This window comes from Oligoflexus tunisiensis, assembly GCF_001748245.1.
Lineage (GTDB): Bacteria > Bdellovibrionota_B > Oligoflexia > Oligoflexales > Oligoflexaceae > Oligoflexus > Oligoflexus tunisiensis.
Map to the genome: position 1 here is coordinate 7,215,396 of NZ_BDFO01000001.1, position 17,723 is coordinate 7,233,118.

A 17,723-nucleotide genomic window follows, 5' to 3' on the forward strand; every position below is an offset into this window, starting at 1 on the left:
AGATTATTTTTTCTTTATTGCTGCTTCTTTCTTGCTGGCTTCTTGGCAGCCTTCTTCTTTGCTGCATTTTTCTTTCCTGACTTTTGCGCCTTATGCTTACGGCCTTTTTGGTGGTTTTTTTTGGCTACCTTGGTCTTCATCGCCTTTTCGGCACTTTTCGGCTTCGTACTCTTGCGCTTCTTCGTTCTGGACGAACCCACTTTGCTTCTAACCACGACTTCTGATAGCCCCCAGTCCATCCCCTCTGAATTAGGCCCCAAATCTACGCCACCACCCACATGCTTGATGGTTATCGAGGGTGGTCCATCAGAATCTCCCCTATGTTGCTCCAAAGAAAATTTGAGAAATCCGTACGGTGATTCTTTGCCAAGACCCAAGACCCCAGAAATTGAGAGAGGTGGATTGTACAGACCGCGACCAAGCCCTGGCGCCAAGACGCGCTTCTCGCCGTTGACCATCCAACACAATTCGAGGCCCTGTTTGTCTAAGTATGTGCGCAATGCATCTTCTCGAAGGAGTAATGAACTTGGGCCTGCTGATAGTGCCGTTGGATCAAAAGCTGTTAATCGTCCTTCATAGTCGGCAAAATCAGCTGCTCGACCGGTCCACGATAGCCCCATATTAATTAATAGATCTTGGCTGGGAAGGTTGAGCTTGTAGCCCTCATTGACCGAGCAATCGAACCCTTTTGACTCTTTTTGATATTCTACTGCGGCATTCTTAATCGACACTGGGCAGTCTTCAAATGGATCGTCGCAACTGCCATCTGAATAAAATCGAAATGCGGGAGCCCATCCGTATTCTCCCAAGAACACTTGGGAATTTGTTGCAACATCGTGCAACCGCCATCCGTCAAACTCGGTTGTTGCAGCCCATTTCATAAAAGCCTGAACATCATCTTTACGGAGGAAAAATCCGACACAGGACACATACAACTCTCGGCGCTCGACATCGTATCGATCCTTGTCTGCGTCAACGCTCTGCTGCCAGCTGAAGCTACAATGTGCATTAATCCACTTGAATTGGTCATCCGGGTTTTCTGCCACCAGCAGACTGCGAAGATCTGGAAAGTCATCAAGGTTGGCAGTCCATGCGGCTGGGTCAGTTGGAAATCCCCAGCTGACGAACCCGCTGGAACTCCACCACGACGATGTATGCGGTCCCCAAGAGGTGCCGCCAACAGTCTCACTAAGTGTGCATGTAGGATCAATGTCGCGGAAATAACCTTGCCAGGGCCCTTCAAACGCCTGCGGTATTTCCCCCTCATACATGTATTGAAAGTGGTCCGATATGAGGGCTAAAATCTCGTGATAAGCAATCCATTGGTACTTTTTTCCAATTCTTTCAGCCTTTGCAGCTTCTCGGCCGTTGGAGCGAACATCGAACCTATCAAAATAACCAAATCGCGCAACAGTCCATCCAAGTTCAAATACTCGATGAAGGATATATCGTTGCATTTGTCTAAGGTCAAATCTGGGTGCCTTCCGACGTGAGTCACCGTCATCAATGGTCTCCTGGATCTGGACGAAGCTCTCCAAATGATTCGGAGTTAGAGCGGATTTGAGTTTTTCAAACTGATGCGTCCTGTTAGCCTCAGCGGCAATCAGATCAGAAGGAAGGTCTTTTTGAAAATCCCCGAAAAGATTGTCTAAATTTTGAGACGATAGAGTATCTTTGTAACCTTCCTGAATTAGCCAATTATCAAAAGAGTCGCCAAGAGCCTTTTGAAAGGCTCTGCAAGCGGCTGTATAGTCTTCCAAGCTTTGCGATTCAGCCGAAGAAAATTCAGACATGAGTTTAGCCTGCAGATCTTCTGGCGATTCAACACGCTGCCATGGTGGATCACTGAGCTTAAGAGACAACCAATGCCTTGAGTCAGTGGACGAGTTTGTTCCTATCACATAGCGAGCAAAGTCTCCGTTCATCACTGAACTCGATATAATATTGCGAGACCATTCCAGGCCTCCTCCATCGTGCGAACCTCGGGACCAGTCCTCTAAAAAGGGCTTAATTTCATGGTCGCTCGGAATCGCAGGCCATTGACTCTGATAGGGCGGCCGTATTCGAGTTATATCAAATTCGACTTTGATGCCCACGAAGATTGCCTTCTCAATAACTCCACGTGCATAGTCTCGTGATAGGACATGGGCTGGAGGGGTATCGGCAAAAAATAGTGAAAATACTGAACTCGCAAGCTCGCCAAGCTCCTCTTGATTGTTGGAGGCAGTGGCTACACCATATGCCACTGCAAGGACTCGCTCCACTATGTAAGGATCATCAACATCTGCGAACGATTCGACTAGCCTCTGCACCCCCGAAACGTGACCTGACAGTAGTGCCAGCAGCGCTTTTGTTGCCCGATCACGAAGGTATCTGTTCGATGTAGAAAGCATCCACGCCAACGTTGTCGCGCAAAGGTCCAGGGTCCTGTCGTCGAATTCTCCATTGGTTTGAACCATAGACGCCCAGTCCACAAGCCTGTCGACTGGACCATGAGTATTCCAAGCTTTGTGAAGATATATGCTCCAACAGGCATCGCGATCCGCCATTGAGTACCCACGCAATTGGGCGCCTAGGTAATTGGCATTGAAAGGATGATCAGGGAGAGTAGCGATAGTAATCAGCGTAGCGAAGGTTTCGTCCCGGCCATGTTCTGAATGCACAAGCCAATCCATGATTTTATGAGCTTCCGCAGAGAATGCGGAATAATCTCTCCAGATGATGCTCTGGAGAAATGCGTCTCTTATGCCCGGACGGTTCCTTAGCTCAGGATTGATCGTGATAAGCTCTTGGCCCGTATGCTCAGCTACCTGAATTAGGAGAGCCTCAAGGAGACCAGAAGCCACATATTGGGCATTGTTATTTAAAAATGGCAAAGCGCCGTCAGCGGAAAACGCAGCGGCTGGATCTGCGTTATCAAGATGCTTATCGAGCAGTGCAGAGGCTATCAGATGATCAGAGAAGCGCTCATAGCCGATAAACACGATCTCGATGCGATCGGTTCCTCGGGTTTGACTAATATCCTCAACGAGCAGGCCCTCGACGACCAGACCTCGGTATAGCGACCGTTCATATTCACGATCTGGAAGTATGCTGTTCACGGTTCGCGCGGCCACTTCCAACGACAACCAGTTGGTTTTGGCGTCGACCAGCGAGAGAGCAAAAGCTTCGAGAGCTCGCCTTACCAACGGAAATCGTTGATCAAAGCCAAGTGCCCCGGCCAATCGCGCATTGATTGTAGAAAGATAAAGATCGAACACGGCAGATATTCCATGAAATCCGCGTGGTAGGCGTCGTTCTCCCTTGGCATTAAGGCCAACGCATAGAGTTTTTAGAAACAGGGGGTTACGAAACTCTGGGGCAAGAAGCGGGGTAGAAGGAAGCTCCAGTCCATAGTGAAGGAAAAAAGTGCGTGTGGCGTCGTACTCATTGTCAAAGAAACCCTGATGCGTTACGACAAGCGCTTTTTTCGAAATGTCATCTGGAACCACAGACTCTTGATAGGAAGAGCGAACCGAAATAACTGTTCCAATCCACTGCGATCGTTCTAACGGTGCAAGAAAGGCTGAAAGATGGTTTGGCCATACAAGTCTACCTGCGCCTTCATTAATTGCATCTATAAAGAGAAGCGCGCGTGAATTTGCGGCTTGAGCAGACGCCTCAATTGCACCCACAAATTCCTCTGTCGACAAATTTGCCAAATCGATTTGCTGAAGTGCCTGTACCCAAGGTGAATCAGTGCCGATGAATCGTTGGCCAAGTAGGATGATCGTCGGTTTCCCATCCTTGAGGCGTCGACTTCCAACATCGCACAACAGGTGGGTTTTGCCCGTACCCGCGTCTCCTCGTATAAGCATAATTTTGCTAGTCGCAACTTTTTCAGCGCGATCCAGAGTTTCCTTGGCGTCCTTGAGGTCGGCGCTCAGGTTGTAAAGTGAGAAAAGCATGCTTTTATAATGGTTTTCCCTTCGAGTGCTCTTCAATGTGCTGTCTTCTGGTGTTTCCTTCGCAGAATCATTTTCGAAGGAATTCGAAAGATCCTGTAAAAGTTCTTCGAGGGTACTGTTTATGGCATCAGCGGCCGCTATGTGTTGCGCAATTATAGCGAATGGCAAATCTCCCATAGGGCTTGGTTCTATGCCGGCTAAGCCCTCTAGAGTTGCGCGAATATGAGATTCGAGAGTTGTCAGATGGCTTTGAATTTCTTGGCCTAGGATGCCGGATACTTTGTTGCTTATAAATGTTCGGAAGTTCTTGCGAATGCTGATGGCAAGACTCTTGATGCCATTAAAGAAGTTCTCGCTTCTTCCAAAAGCTTCGAATTCGCCGGCGATTGGTAGGTCAACATTGATTTCCGGAGTGTAGCGGGGGCCAACAGTTCGAATGGCCTCATCCAATCGTTTGGAAAACCAAGCACCATCAAAGCTACGAACACCAAACCAAAATTGGACGCGTCCCGCGTGCTTGGGATCAGTCAAACGCTCCAACATTTCGTGGCTACCCCAATAAACAAATTGAACCGTCATGCCACGATCTGCAGCCCACTGCGACCATTTCACGACATGTTCATCCCATCTATCTTTGGCAGATTTTCGCCCCTTTATTCGGCCATCAGGCAAGTCCCAGGGCACACAAACGTGATAGCGCACAAGCCGAGGGTGTTTTTCCAGCGCTCTAGAAATCGATTCATCGATCTGCGACCACTGACTATCGTCGATAGAATCGAAATATTTTGATTGCCAGGCCCACTCTGATCCATCACCTAATATGGAGTAACATTCGACCCCAGCATCTGGAGTTCCTTTCCTTACAAATGTGGAACCCGCGGAACATTCAGCCCGAGCTAATTGGGCACAGATTTCTTCGAATCCTTTGTCTCGACCACCATTTAGCGGGCGAATCGAATTCCAATCTAGTTGGATTGCTGTCATTTCTTTCCCTTTGATACGGGCCGCGGAATAATTCAAGTCACCAAGCACCAGGAATATATCGAATCCATTCACCGCAACAACGCCGTACATAATATTTTAATTTGCACCAACAATATTTCTGCCCCTATGATGACGCAAACATCTCGACTGGTCTAGCAAGAGGCACTGAAGGTAGGGCAGGCTTAAAGCCGGCGCAGAATAAGCGTTAAGCTCAATTTGGCAGATTCTACTTACTTTTCGTCGACGGCATTGCTCCAGATTTGGAGCCAGCAGAGTTCGAGAGATATTATCGAATCGGTGCCCAATTTGAGAATCTTTCCGGAACGAGAGAGGAAGTAAATCTTAGCGACGTTGCCGTGATGAAGATATGGTGTGGCGCGTACTTTCTTCGCAAACTCCGGGAAGAATTTGAAAAAATGATATCGACGAAACAAAACGAATCGCCCGAAAGCAACCAAGCGAAACGATGAGTTGTAAAAGCTACGACTATTCATTACCTTTTTTCTTGGATCTCATCTTAGCATCTCGCGCAAGATGGAAATCTTTTAATCCATTCAATATGAATCCTTTAATTATGCTTTGACGCGTAGACCCAACAAACTCAGCAACCTCGTCAAGTTCCAAAATGACTTCAATCGATAGATCCAGATTGGTCTTCACGGCTTTAGAGTTGGCGGGTCGCCCGCGCTTTACTCCTTTAACAATCATTTCTTCTTCAGATTTTGGTTGTAATTCTTCCGTCTCTTTATCGAGATCTTTTTTAGTCCACTCCATTATTTTGTTCTCTCCATGTATATCTTCTTTTCTACGGGGCTCGCGTCCCAGTAAGTAACGAGTCTCGTAAACGAGCTAAAATCATCGTCAATGACTTCATAGACAAGGGTTATCACCCTTCGTCGAACTTTTCCAATCACGCGTGTTTGCTCGGGATATCGTGCATGAACGTATTCCACATATTCGCCTTCAAATAACTGCTCAGCAACTTCGATCAGTGAAAAACCTCGTGTTAGCTTAAGCAGCTCGGACTTTTCATCTTCCCAATGGAACCCATCCATGTTCCCCATTCCGTGATCTCCTCATCGGAAAAATCATAGAAAATATGATTTTAATCACAGTAAAAATCCACAAATATTGAATAAATATCTAATTTTATTAAGTTAAATTTTTGGGATTCTGAAGTGGGCGAGCAAGGGAATGAGGATTTTCCAGCCTGCGATAGCGGGCTCAAAAACAAGTCCATGGGACCGCGAAGCGGGCACATATCTATTCTGGTTTTAGTTTGGATTTTATATTGGGCAAGAAAAAAGGAGCATGGCTCCTCAGGACGGGCTCGAACCGCCGACCAGGTGATTAACAGTCACCTGCTCTACCAACTGAGCTACTGAGGAACTTGCCAAGGCTTATGTAACTACACGCGTTGCTTCGGGCTGTCAAGACTCGAAGCGTGGAAAGTAGAGAACGATTCAGACCTGTTCCCGTTTCAGCGCCTTCGAGACGGCGTGGGCCATGCTCTCCAGTTCGAATGGCTTGGTGATGTAGTCATCGCAGCCGGCTTCAAAGCCGCGCTCCACGTCCTCCTTGCTGCGGCGGCCGGAGCAAAGGATCAGGGGTACGAGGCGCAGGACCGGATGACGTTTCAGCATCGTACAAAGTTCGATGCCATCCACCCAGGGCAGGTTGATGTCCAATAGGATCAGATCCAGCTGGGTATGCTCCAGGACCTTGGACAGGGCCATGGCATCTTCAGCCAAAATGACTTTATAACCCTCATTTTCCAGGATCCGCTTCATGGCATTCCGCATGATCTCTTCATCGTCGACGACGAGGATCGTGGGAGCCTGCAGCTCCTTGCGCAGATTCCGGAAGTCATTCAGATCCACGACCTGCTCGCGGACCATGCGTTTACGCTGAATCGCTTCGATCTGGCGTCGTAGCGAGGATTCATTCTTTGAACCAAAACGTGGACCGCTCATGCGTTTCTCACTCCATCCCTTCCTGGGCGATGCCTGGCTGCATCAACACAACCGCACCGGTAAGACATCCTTTCTCCCTTCTCGACATTCTGTTATGAAACCTGAGCGGCAGGTATGACTCTGCCCTTTGGTATTCCTAGCAAATGACAGGGAGAAGCGTCCCGTATGTCCACGCCTTACCAGATTGCGCCGCTCAGTGTCAGCTGGGCCATGCCTGATCCGCCCATGCCGGCCCAGGAATATTTCAAATGGCCGGATATCGCCCTGGGCGCGACAACTCCGCTCGAACAAAAACTCGGCTGGCCGGGCGGCACCCTGCGCGTCCTGGACGAAGCCTTCCAGCGGCAGCTCACCCGAAAGTACGGCTGGGAAATATCTTCCAAGTCCCGCCAGGCTCCGTTTCACATGGCGGCCCGGGTCTTCCGTCGCGGCGTGGCCATGAAGGATCAAAAAGCGGAGCAGAAGGCGGGTCAGTACCGCATCCGTTTTATCAAGGCTCTCAATTGGAATGATCTTCTGCCCCACACCCAGCTTTGCATCATCGATCAGGCCGTGGCCGAGGCCCATGACATCCAAGCCCGTCCGAATCGGATTTTCATGCGCCTGGATGAACAGAGCAAAACCCTCGAAAGCGTGGCCGAGCTGCGGGTTCTCGCCAAAAAAACCGGCCTGCACACACCGTGGACCATCGTCGGCGGCGGCATCCTCGCGGACACGGCGGCCTTTGCCGCGGCTCTGGACGGGCAAAGTTTTCGGCTGGTTCCCACGACCCTTTTGTCCATGGTGGACGCCTGCATTGGTGGAAAAACCGGCGTAAACTTTTCTCCCTACGGAAAAAACCAGCTGGGTCTTTTTGCATTTCCCCAGGAGGTTCTCATCGCCCTCGACTGGCTGACGACCCTGCCGCCGCGCGAATACCTCGCCGGTCTCGCCGAAGGCTGGAAACATGCGGTGCTGCGTGGGGATCCCGCCCTCGCGGAAAAGGTCGCTCAACTCGATCGAAGGACCCAGGATCTTCACCTTTATCTGCGGGATCTGGTGGCCGTGAAAGCCGAGATCGTGGCCCAGGATCCGACCGAACAGGGACTGCGTGCGGCCTTGAACCTCGGTCACACCCTGGCGCATGCGATCGAACGCATCAGCCAGGATAAAAATCCGGCGGATTCCATCCTGCATGGGGAGGCGGTTGGCATCGGTCTTTTATTCTGTATCGATATGAGTCATACGCTCGGGCATCTGAACGATGAAGCCTGGCAGGCCATGACCCGGCAGTTGAAGGAGTCCCGCATCGTGCCCTCCCCTGCTGATCTGCAGCGTTTTCTGGCCACCGATGATCTTTTAAATCCAGGACTGATGCAGGAACTACTCGTCGGCATCAAGCAGGACAAGAAAAATATGGAGAGTCATGCGAGCGAATGGGTTCTTCTGAAGGACTGGGGCAAACCCCTGCAGGACAGGGGACGTTACACGATAACAGTAAGCGATGACGACTGGCGCCGCTGCTATCAAAGTTTCATAAAAAACTGGGCGCAATAAAATACCTGCCGGCTCTTCACCGGCAGGCGTTGGAAATAGCTCTTTGGAAAATGATCAGACCAACTGTTTCTCAACCGTTCTCAGTTCTTCTTCCAATCCAGTGACCAACTGTGCGACGCCGACGAAATCACCGATGCGCGCGAGGGCCTGCATTTCGATGGCTCGGGTCAGCATGCGAACGGCACCGATTTTCAGCGCATTCTGGGTCAGGGCCTGGGCACATTGATCAAGCCCTCTTTGGTCTCTTTGCAAAACCAAATGCTGCGCTAATCGCAAATCGTAGCCGATCTTTTGCACATTCGTGGATAGCAAATCAGCAAAACTCTGGTTGCCACCAGCGTCCTGCAGACTTCGCAGCATTTCCAAAAGGCTCGTATCCACAGCATCCGCGGGCCCCTCTTCCTGAGCCACTTTCACTTCCCCTTGCCGGACAACTTTGGATTTCCTGGCATTAAGATCCATAGTACCCCCTTGGTTCACTGGTCTGCCCCGATCAAGACGTCCTGTCAGCCTAATTTCGAATATGATTCGTCAAGAATCCCTGATCGCTAAGGATCAGTTGTATCACAGGTGAGGAGTGGGGGCCAAGATCATGCCGGAGGAAAAAACAAGATGGGAAAATGAACTCCAGGGGTATCTCGCAGGGGTAACAGCACATGGAGCAGCAGGAGTACAACGGGAACGCCACAGCATTTTTGAGAACATCCCCCATCTTCACTAATCTGTAAAGCAAACCGTGTTCCAGGTTGCGGGGATTCTGAAATTTCCGTATAAATCAATCATTCCCAAGCATTATGAAGTCTTACGCGGACTCGGGAAAAATCCCAGTGTCAGAATCCTGACAGTCGTTTACATCGCGCCTGCATAGTTCGTTAAAACATAGCGGAATGAGCCAACAACTGTCAGCCTCTCCTTTTTCATGCCCACCGGAAGTGGAGTAAAAGGAGCCGCCAGGCGAATCGCCTCCACCACGGCATCGTCCAGAATACGGTGACCGGAACCATCAATCACTTTCACGCGTGCGACGGTTCCATCTTTCAAAATGGTGAATTCAACTTTGACTTCACCCTGCAGTCCCCGCTGGACAGCCTCCGAAGGATAGGTCCAAACCAGTTCGAAGGCTTTGCGAAGCGATGTAAAATACGCCAGATAACGGAAGTTGCTCGTATTAAGATCGACTCTTTCACCCACCTCGACATTATCATCAACATAATCCTGATAACCGGCCGCCACCTGCTTGCGCATTTCCTCGGCCTGCGGCATGAGCGACTCATAAACGTTGCGTGGCTTGCGATCAGGCTTTGCCACGCTTACGCTGCCGTTCGGCGATAGAAGCAGTTCGGTTTTCTTTTTTGGTGCCAGACGCTCAGGCGTCACGGTCATCTTTTGAGGATGCAAAGGTTGGGCCTGTTGCACAGTCTTTGACTGCTCCTTCACCGACTTCGTGTCGGAGCCTGCCGCGCCAGCGTCCGCAGCTTTCGGGCGTGGGGTGAGATTGGAAACGCGCGTCTCCTTGTCTGTCTTATGATCCTGAGCACCCTCGAAACGCGAATCCTTGGGAGCCTCCGTCGGCGCCATCGGCGTTTCCACGATTCTTTTCTGTTTTTGCTGGTCGTTCTCGTCTTTTTCCTTCAACTTCGGCTTCTGTGTGATTTTCACCGTCACTTTTGAAGGTTCGCGTTTGGTACGCGGATGAGGCATAGAGGCCCGATGCGGCAGCTTGTCCAAATTGATCAATGAGATCAAATGGATAAGCGCAGAGAAGAGGATCGTCACAACCAGCCAGAACCAGCCCTGGCGTGGCAGGCCGAAGAACAGTCCCTCTTTTTGGCTTTCCCTTTTCATGTCCGGCCCTTATCAACTGTTCGTGGCCATGGCCCCTAAAAAGCTTGTCAAATACTGAATTCAACACCTAAAACTATTCATCAGTTAGCCCAGGGTTGACCCAGCTTCTCTGACCTTATGTTAGTTTATCGGTAAAAGTTCAAGCACTTGAAGGGCCAGGCATGCGATTAAGCAAAAAAATCTGCAACATTCTTCAGCTATTGATTATTTCAGCCCTCTTCTCCACCGCTTGCGTCGAAAAAGAAGTGGACCCCAACGACCCTGCCGCTGCGTTTGTGCGCGCGCGTGAATCGTACGATGATGAGATGTACGAGATCGCCATCCAAAAACTGGGTGAATTCAAATCACGCTTTCCGTATTCCAAGCACGCCCCCGAGGCGGAATTGATGATGGCTGATGCCCACTATCAGTTGGGCCATTACAGTGAAGCCGCGAGTGCTTACGAACAATTCACGAGGTTGCACCCCCGCCATGAAAAGGCTGATTTTGCCCAGTTTCGTGTCGGCGAATCGTATTGGGCGGAAGCCCCTGATTCCATCGATCGTGAACAGGACTACACCATCAAAGCCATCGCGGAATGGGACAAACTGGTGAAGAACTATCCCCAAAGTTCCTACCTCAGCGAGGCCAAGGACCTTCTGCGGCAAGGCCGCCGTCGTGTGGCGGAACATTCCGAATTCATCGCCCGCTTCTATTGCAAACAGGAGATCTATCACGCCTGCGCTTACCGCTATCTGCAGCTGGCGGAGCAGTACCCGCAGTTTAAGGATCTCACCAAGACCGCCTATGGCAAGGCCGCTCTTGCGTTTGAAGAAATGTCCAAAATCAAATCAAAAGACGAACAAAGTGATGCCAATATTTATTTCAAATCGATGTCATCCAATGATCTGAAACAGAAGGCGGATGAACTGAAAAAGAAAGCGGAGAGCATCGCTCTTTAAAACCTCAAGTCCCCCCCAACTCCTGTCGAGAAGTAAGAATGCCGGGAGGGGACCGCCGCATGAATATTCGTCATTGGACAGTTTACCTTGTCTGCTGCCTTGCGGCAGCATGTCAGACAGCACAGGATCAAGAGAAAGCCACTGCAGACCTTGCGGTTCCGGAGCCGAAAAAGGCCACGGAAACGCTGACTGAAGCTGGTGTTGAAGTGATGGATGACACATCCTACGATAGACGCTTTTGCCAGGATGATATCTACAGTCTTTATATAAAAGAAAGCTATCTCGATCAATCCAGTTATCAACCTTCAAAAAAAGATAAAAATGCCCGGCGCCTGAAGCAGGAAGCCAATCTGGAAGCCTATAAAAAGCTGAACCAGCACCTGCCGCTTTTCTTCGGCGACATGCCGGTGGAAGCCACCCCGCGCGTTTATGCCTGGATTCAGTATTTCACCGGTCGCGGGCGCATGGAGTTTTTGCAGTGGCTGGTGCGCAGTGAATCCTTCCGCCCGCTGGTCGTGCCTGTACTGGAAAAGGAAGGCCTGCCGCCGGAACTCTTTTTCCTGGCCATGATTGAATCCGGATTCAACAACACCGCCTTCAGTCGCTCGGCGGCGTCAGGAACCTGGCAGTTCATGAAGCTGACCGCGAAGCATTATGGTTTGCAGATCAATTACTGGGTGGACGAGCGCCGGGATCCGGTGAAATCCACGATTGCAGCCGCCCGTTATCTGAAAGACCTGCATAAGCAGATGCGCAACTGGTATCTGGCTGTCGCGGCCTACAACGCCGGGCCTGGCAAGGTCATGCGAGCGATGCAAGCCACGAAGAGCCGCGATTACTGGACACTCAGCAAATCACCTTACCTTTTGCCCGAAACCAAGAACTATGTCCCCAAGCTTCTGGCTGCGCTCATTATCGCGAGCCATCCGGAAAACTATGGTTTTTACGTGTCGCATGACATTCGCAACACAACACCGCTGTCCACCATCACCGTGGAACATCCCTATAGGCTCACGGAAATCGCGGAAAAACTGCAAATTCCAGCCCGCGCGCTCCAGCGCTGGAACCCCGAGATCATACGGGGCATCACACCACCGCCACGACGCCAAAAGCCGGTCCCTTATCAGCTGCGCCTGCCCAAACCGCTGACCGAGCAGTTTGCGTCGATCCAGGGTGACCTGCAGCAGCTGACCATTCAGGATGTCCAGCTTCATCGCATTCAGAAAGGCGAAACCCTCGACAACATAGCGAAGCGCTATCGCATCAGCGTCAAGGATCTCATGCACATGAATCCAGACCTGAAACCTCAGCGCCTGAGGCCGGGACGTACGATCGCCGTACCCATCCCTGCGATCATGACGGGAATGTTGTGAGCCCCTTCCACACGCCTTGAAAAAGGCAGGACGAGCCCAAATTTCATGCGTATAACGGTGGAGCATCCAACCCATGTTGTGAGGACTCCATGCGCGAAAACCCTTTTGTCAAACCAAGGCTGTTTTGCCCGGGGCCAACCCCGGTCCCTTTGGAAATCAGCACAGCCGGCCTGCAAACCAACGTTTATCACCGCACGGATGCCTTTCGGCAGATCGTTCTCGACTGCCGGCGCCTGCTGCAGCCCTTCTTTGGCAGCGCCGAGGCGCCTCTGATTCTCAGCAGTTCCGGCACCGGAGCGCTGGAAGCCGCACTCGTCAACCTCACCGACGTGGGCGACAAAATCCTGGTCATCAATGGTGGCAAGTTCGGTGAACGCTGGGAAAAACTGGGCCAGGCTTATCAATGCAAGGTGATCCGTTACACGATCCCCTGGGGCACAGCGCCCGACGCCGCGGTTGTGAAAAAACATCTCCAGGACAACCCCGACTGCAAAGCTGTTTTTTTCCAGGGCAATGAAACCTCCACCGGGGTGGCCTATCCGGTCAAGGAACTGGCGGCCGCGATTCGTTCCGTTTCGGATGCGTTGATTGTAGTCGATGCGGTGTCGTCGTTAGTAGCTCAACTTATTGAGATGGATAACTGGGACCTGGATGCTGTGGTTGCCGGGAGTCAAAAGGGCTTCGGCATTCCACCCGGACTCAGTTTTGTCAGCCTCTCAAAACGCGCCTGGACCCAGCTTTCCAAGCGACCGAAATTTTACTTTGATCTGGCCAAGGAAAAATCCGGGCAGGACAAAGGCGAAACGGCCTGGACTCCCGCCACGACTTTGATTTTTTCTCTGAAGGCCGCCCTTGAGACTCTGAGCGCTCTTGGACCCAAGGGTTGTGATGAATATCATGCGCGTATGGCCAAAGCCTGCCGCAATGCTGCTGAGGCGATAGGACTGCCTCTGCTCGCCCAAAGTCATCCGTCTCAAGCGCTCACGGCTGTGCGCCTGCCCGATTCCATGGATGGCTCCGCGCTGGTGAAAACCTGTCGTGACAGATACGGTGCGATATTTGCGGGCGGTCAGGATCAATTAAAAGGCAAAATTATTCGCATAGCTCACCTGGGTCTGGTCGATCATCTCGACCTGATCGGAGCGATTGCCGCGCTTGAAATGGGCTTACATAATCTGGGTTACAGCCATGCGCTCGGCTCTGGAACTGCTGCGGCGATGCGGACACTCGCGTAAGGTCTTAAACCATGCAATCTGCAGGACCCCTGGACGAGCAGTTGCCAAGGCCAGGACTGCCTGCTACAGTCATTTTTTCGACAAACCCTAGAAGATTAGGCAGATCGAGGTTTTTCTATGAAAATTTTGGTTTTTCTGAAAAAGACACCTGATACCGAGACCAAGATTCAGCTCACCAGCAACAACGCTGCTATCGACAACAGCGATGTGAAATTCATCATCAACCCTTATGATGAATACGCCATCGAAGAGGCGATCCAGATCAAGGAAAAGAACGCCGGCACGGAAGTGGTGATCGCCAGTTTCGGTGAAGAGAGCGTTCGTGAGTTGATCATCAAAGGACTCGCGATGGGCGGTGACCGTGGCCTTCTCATTAGCAACGAAGGTCTGCAGGACGCTGATTCTCTGACGGTCGCAAAAATTCTGGCCGCCGCTGTGAAGAAGGAGAATCCTGATCTGGTTCTCGTCGGCAAGCAGGCCATCGACGACGACAACATGCACGTGGGTCCCATGGTGGCCGAACTCCTGGGCTGGCCCCATGTGAATGTCGTGAACAAGCTGACGCTCGACGGCAAAAACGCCACGGCTGAGCGTGAAGCGGAAGGCGGTCTTGTGGAAGTTTACAAGTTCCCCCTGCCTGCTGTGATCGGCGCCAACAAATCCTTGAACACACCTCGCTACGCGGCTCTTCCCGGCATCATGAAAGCCAAGAAAAAGCCTTTCGACGTGAAGAAGCCTGCTGACCTTGGGCTGGACAACGCCCAGCTGCAAGGCAAAGTCAAAGTCGCGATCAAATCGTATCAGTACCCACCGCAGAAGGCAGCTGGTCAAGTCTTCAAGGGCGAACCCGTTGAAGCCATGGTCGCAAAAGTTGTCAAATTGCTGCGCGAAGAAGCGAAAGTGCTGTAAGGAGAAGCCACATGAAAATTTTGGTTTTCGTTGAACAACGTGACAATAAACTGAAAAAAAGCGCCTTTGAAGCTCTGGCTGCGGCGCGTAAACTGGCTGGTTCGGCTTCCCAGGTCGCCGCCCTGCTCGTCGGCGGCAGCGTCGAAGGTCTCGCCGGTGAATTGAAAAACTACGGCGCTGACACCGTTTACGTTGTCAACAACGCAGCTTTTGACAAGTACAATGTGATGGCTTACGCAGCGGCCGCTGAGCAGGCGATCAAGACTTTCGCTCCCAAACTGGTGCTCGGCATTGCCAGCCCCATGGGCCGCGATATCTTCCCCCGTCTGGCCGCCCGCTTTGATGCCGGTCTCGCCACGGACCTGATCGAAATCAAAGCCAACGGCGATTTCATCACCGGTCTGAAGCCCATGTATTCCGGTAAAGTGTTTGCCGAGCTGGCTCTGCAAAACACCGAACTGCAATTCGCCACCCTGCGCCCCAACGTCTTTAAAGGCGAAACCAGCGGCGACGGCGCAGCCAACGTCAGCAAGCTCGATGTGGCGGCTCCCGCCTCTCCGCTGCAGACTGTGGAAATTCGCAAGGGCAAGAGCGAAAAAGTCGACCTGACCGAAGCGACTCTGATCATCTCGGGTGGTCGCGCGCTGGGTTCGGCCGATGCGTTCAAGATTCTTCACGAAGCGGCTGATGTGATCGGCGCCACGGTTGGTGCCTCGCGCGCGGCTGTGGATGCCGGTTATGCCGCTCACGATATGCAGGTGGGTCAGACAGGTAAAACAGTCAACCCAACCCTTTATATCGCCGCCGGTATCAGCGGTTCGATCCAGCACATGGCGGGCATGCGCTCGTCGAAAGTGATCGTAGCGATCAACACCGATCCCGAAGCGCCGATCTTCAAGATCGCCAACTACGGTATCATCGGTGACCTGTTCCAGGTTGTGCCGGCCATGACCAAGGCTTTTAAGGAACTGAAGGGTTAATCCCTCCGTTAAGTCGGTAACAGTCCGTTAAAAAAGAAGGCTCGGTGAACACCGAGCCTTTTCTTTTCTACGCCTCACCATCAAACAGTTCCCGCCAGTCTTCCCCCTGCAGGACCGTCTGCGGCGGCCCCTGATAGTGCAAGCGGCCTCGCCTTAGCACAATCAATTCATCGGCGATTTTCAAAGCTGACAGACGATGCGCCACCATCAAAATCGTGGAACCACCATGCACCATGGCTTTCAGAACGGAAAATATCAGGCCTTCCGTTTCCGGATCCAGGGCTGACGTTCCTTCATCGATAATAATCAAAGGAAAGCGATGATAGAAAAGCCGGGCCAGCTGCAGTCTTTGGGCCTGCCCTCCCGAAACCGTCAGAGCCCCATCGCCCACCTCGGTGTTCCAGCCCGCGGGCAGTTGCTCCACAAACTGCAGCATGCGCACTTCCTGGAGGGCCTGCTTCAATCGCACCTCATCCATGTGCTTATCGGGATAGGTAATGTTCGCGACGATCGTGGCCGGCATCAATTGAATCGTTTGCGGCAGATAACCGATATCCTCGGGTCCGTTGACGCCATAGAGCAAGGTCCCCTGGGGCGCGCGCCAAAGACCCAAAATCAATTTCAGGAGTGTGCTCTTACCCGAACCGGAGGGACCGGCAATCGCATAGATGCGGCCGCGCTTGAAATCCAGGGAAAGGTCAGCCAGCGCCGGTTCCGTTGTGCCGGGATAACGATAGGTCAGTTGGTTCAGAATCAAGGGATCCGTGGAATCCCCAGCAAAACGCGTCTGCCAGGTCGGGCTTGCCCCCTCCTTCATGGACTTCATCGTCGATTCAAGCCGGTGCAGCGCCGCCTCGCCTTCCTTATTGCTATTGAAATAGCGGCCCAGTTTGGAGGCCGATTGCGAAAGGATCCCGAGGAGGGAGAAAAAGGACATCAGAATGCTGCTGTTGAGATCACCGCGATCGATTTCCTTGATGCCGTAGCCCATGACCACCATCATCGCGGCCACGGCCACCACTTCCAGAAGCGGCGAGGTCCTGGCCTTGACACGGGCGGCCTGCACAAAGTTGCGAAAGAGCGACTTCGAAAGCTGCTCCATATGCTCGACTTCGCTCGTTTCCGTTCGGAATTGCTTGATCGTTTCGAGGCCGGACAAACGCTGCTGCAGCCATTCGGAAAGCTGGCTGACGTTGCTCAGAACTTTTTGCGAGCGCTTGCGCAGTTTCTTGCCGAGTTTGGAAAGGAGAACACCGGCCGGACCCAGGCCCAGGAGAAAAAAGGCCGCGAGCGTGGGTTCCAGCATGAACAGTGTCACGAGATAAAGGAGGCATTGGATCAATTCCCGCGGAAAACCCCCGAAGAAATGCACGAGGTATTCGCGCACCATGCGGATATCGGTTCCAATGTTGGCGGCCAGTTCTGCATCGATCCGCGACATGGAATCCCGCCGGGCCTCGGGATGCAGATCCAAAAAGGATTCCACCAGATCCTGGCGCATTTCCCGGGCCACGAGCTCACTGCTGCGCTCCCAAAGAAACCATTGAATGAGGGTCAGGAGCGCCCGTACTGCGGCGGCGCCCGCGATCAGAAAAGGCAGAACAGTCCAAAGCTCCTGAGCGGGAATTCCATCCCGCTGCAGAACCCAGGACACGATGGAACCCAGCCGTTCGTTGAACAGCTGGTCCATGGTAATGATTGCATCGCTTTTGGGTTGAGTCAGAACCTGCCAGGCGGGGCCGATCAGAGCAAAGGTAAGCGCCGATACGATTCCCAAGGCAAAGGTACATAAAGTAGCAATGACCAGGGAAGCCAGGCGGCGCTGCAGGTATCGATATACCAAACTAAACTCGAATTGGATTGTCTCGGGATCCTGAGAATTGTTGGTGCGAAGGGGGGGACTTGAACCCCCAAGGGCTACGCCCACTAGCTTCTGAGACTAGCGTGTCTACCAATTCCACCACCTTCGCAAACTTCTCACACTGGAGATGGAGAAAACC

Annotated in this window: 13 protein-coding genes and 2 tRNA genes; 6 read left to right on the forward strand and 9 right to left on the reverse strand. The window is 52.1% G+C overall.

Annotated elements, in window-relative coordinates; translation table 11 throughout:
- Positions 1-14: 14 nt before the first annotated feature.
- From avs2 to OLTU_RS30085, 5 genes are all read right to left on the reverse strand, one after another.
- Entirely contained in the window at positions 15-5,021 is a 5,007-nt protein-coding gene (avs2, locus tag OLTU_RS30065) for an AVAST type 2 anti-phage system protein Avs2 (RefSeq protein ID WP_141736409.1), read from the reverse strand.
- 396 nt (positions 5,022-5,417) lie between these two features.
- Positions 5,418-5,705 (reverse strand): hypothetical protein, encoded by a 288-nt coding sequence (locus OLTU_RS30070; RefSeq protein ID WP_141736410.1) that lies wholly within the window; start codon positions 5,703-5,705, stop codon positions 5,418-5,420.
- Positions 5,705-5,995 carry a hypothetical protein gene (locus OLTU_RS30075; RefSeq protein WP_141736411.1) on the reverse strand — a complete coding sequence of 97 codons (291 nt, stop codon included), beginning with the start codon at positions 5,993-5,995 and terminating at the stop codon, positions 5,705-5,707. The genes OLTU_RS30070 and OLTU_RS30075 overlap by 1 nt, the downstream gene beginning before the upstream one ends.
- 248 nt (positions 5,996-6,243) lie before the next feature.
- Positions 6,244-6,319: transfer RNA gene (locus tag OLTU_RS30080), tRNA-Asn, on the reverse strand.
- Between the two features lie 75 nt (positions 6,320-6,394).
- Positions 6,395-6,904, reverse strand: coding sequence for a response regulator (locus OLTU_RS30085; protein ID WP_141736412.1), 510 nt, complete (start codon positions 6,902-6,904; stop codon positions 6,395-6,397).
- A gap of 165 nt (positions 6,905-7,069) precedes the next feature.
- Between OLTU_RS30085 and OLTU_RS30090 the strand changes: the two genes are divergently transcribed.
- Positions 7,070-8,440 carry a 3-dehydroquinate synthase gene (locus tag OLTU_RS30090; RefSeq protein ID WP_141736413.1) on the forward strand — a complete coding sequence of 457 codons (1,371 nt, stop codon included), beginning with the start codon at positions 7,070-7,072 and terminating at the stop codon, positions 8,438-8,440.
- A gap of 54 nt (positions 8,441-8,494) precedes the next feature.
- Here the strand turns inward: OLTU_RS30090 and OLTU_RS30095 are convergent, their stop codons facing one another.
- Both OLTU_RS30095 and OLTU_RS30100 read right to left on the reverse strand, forming a co-directional pair.
- Entirely contained in the window at positions 8,495-8,902 is a 408-nt protein-coding gene (locus OLTU_RS30095) for a hypothetical protein (protein ID WP_141736414.1), read from the reverse strand.
- A gap of 387 nt (positions 8,903-9,289) precedes the next feature.
- Complete coding sequence (locus OLTU_RS30100; protein WP_141736415.1) at positions 9,290-10,285, reverse strand: energy transducer TonB; 996 nt, start codon at positions 10,283-10,285, stop codon at positions 9,290-9,292.
- Positions 10,286-10,446: 161 nt separating this feature from the next.
- Here OLTU_RS30100 and OLTU_RS30105 point away from each other — a divergent pair, with 161 nt between their 5' ends.
- From OLTU_RS30105 to OLTU_RS32805, 5 genes are all read left to right on the forward strand, one after another.
- Complete coding sequence (locus tag OLTU_RS30105) at positions 10,447-11,226, forward strand: outer membrane protein assembly factor BamD (RefSeq protein WP_141736416.1); 780 nt, start codon at positions 10,447-10,449, stop codon at positions 11,224-11,226.
- 59 nt (positions 11,227-11,285) lie between these two features.
- Positions 11,286-12,599 (forward strand): lytic transglycosylase domain-containing protein, encoded by a 1,314-nt coding sequence (locus OLTU_RS30110; RefSeq protein WP_176737089.1) that lies wholly within the window; start codon positions 11,286-11,288, stop codon positions 12,597-12,599.
- Between the two features lie 89 nt (positions 12,600-12,688).
- A complete protein-coding gene (locus tag OLTU_RS30115; RefSeq protein ID WP_141736418.1) occupies positions 12,689-13,834 on the forward strand; it encodes a pyridoxal-phosphate-dependent aminotransferase family protein in 1,146 nt (381 codons plus the stop codon).
- Between the two features lie 117 nt (positions 13,835-13,951).
- Positions 13,952-14,743: an electron transfer flavoprotein subunit beta/FixA family protein gene (locus OLTU_RS30120; RefSeq protein WP_141736419.1), complete on the forward strand. Its 792-nt coding sequence runs from the start codon at positions 13,952-13,954 to the stop codon at positions 14,741-14,743.
- 11 nt (positions 14,744-14,754) lie between these two features.
- Positions 14,755-15,723, forward strand: a complete 969-nt coding sequence (locus OLTU_RS32805) for an electron transfer flavoprotein subunit alpha/FixB family protein (RefSeq protein WP_141736420.1) — start codon at positions 14,755-14,757, stop codon at positions 15,721-15,723.
- 67 nt (positions 15,724-15,790) lie between these two features.
- On the opposite strand, the gene OLTU_RS30130 is transcribed toward OLTU_RS32805, so the two are convergent.
- The gene (locus tag OLTU_RS30130) at positions 15,791-17,500 is read right to left on the reverse strand and encodes an ABC transporter ATP-binding protein (RefSeq protein ID WP_218110366.1); all 1,710 of its coding nucleotides are present in this window, start codon (positions 17,498-17,500) and stop codon (positions 15,791-15,793) included.
- 107 nt (positions 17,501-17,607) lie between these two features.
- Positions 17,608-17,693: transfer RNA gene (locus tag OLTU_RS30135), tRNA-Leu, on the reverse strand.
- Positions 17,694-17,723: the final 30 nt, after the last annotated feature.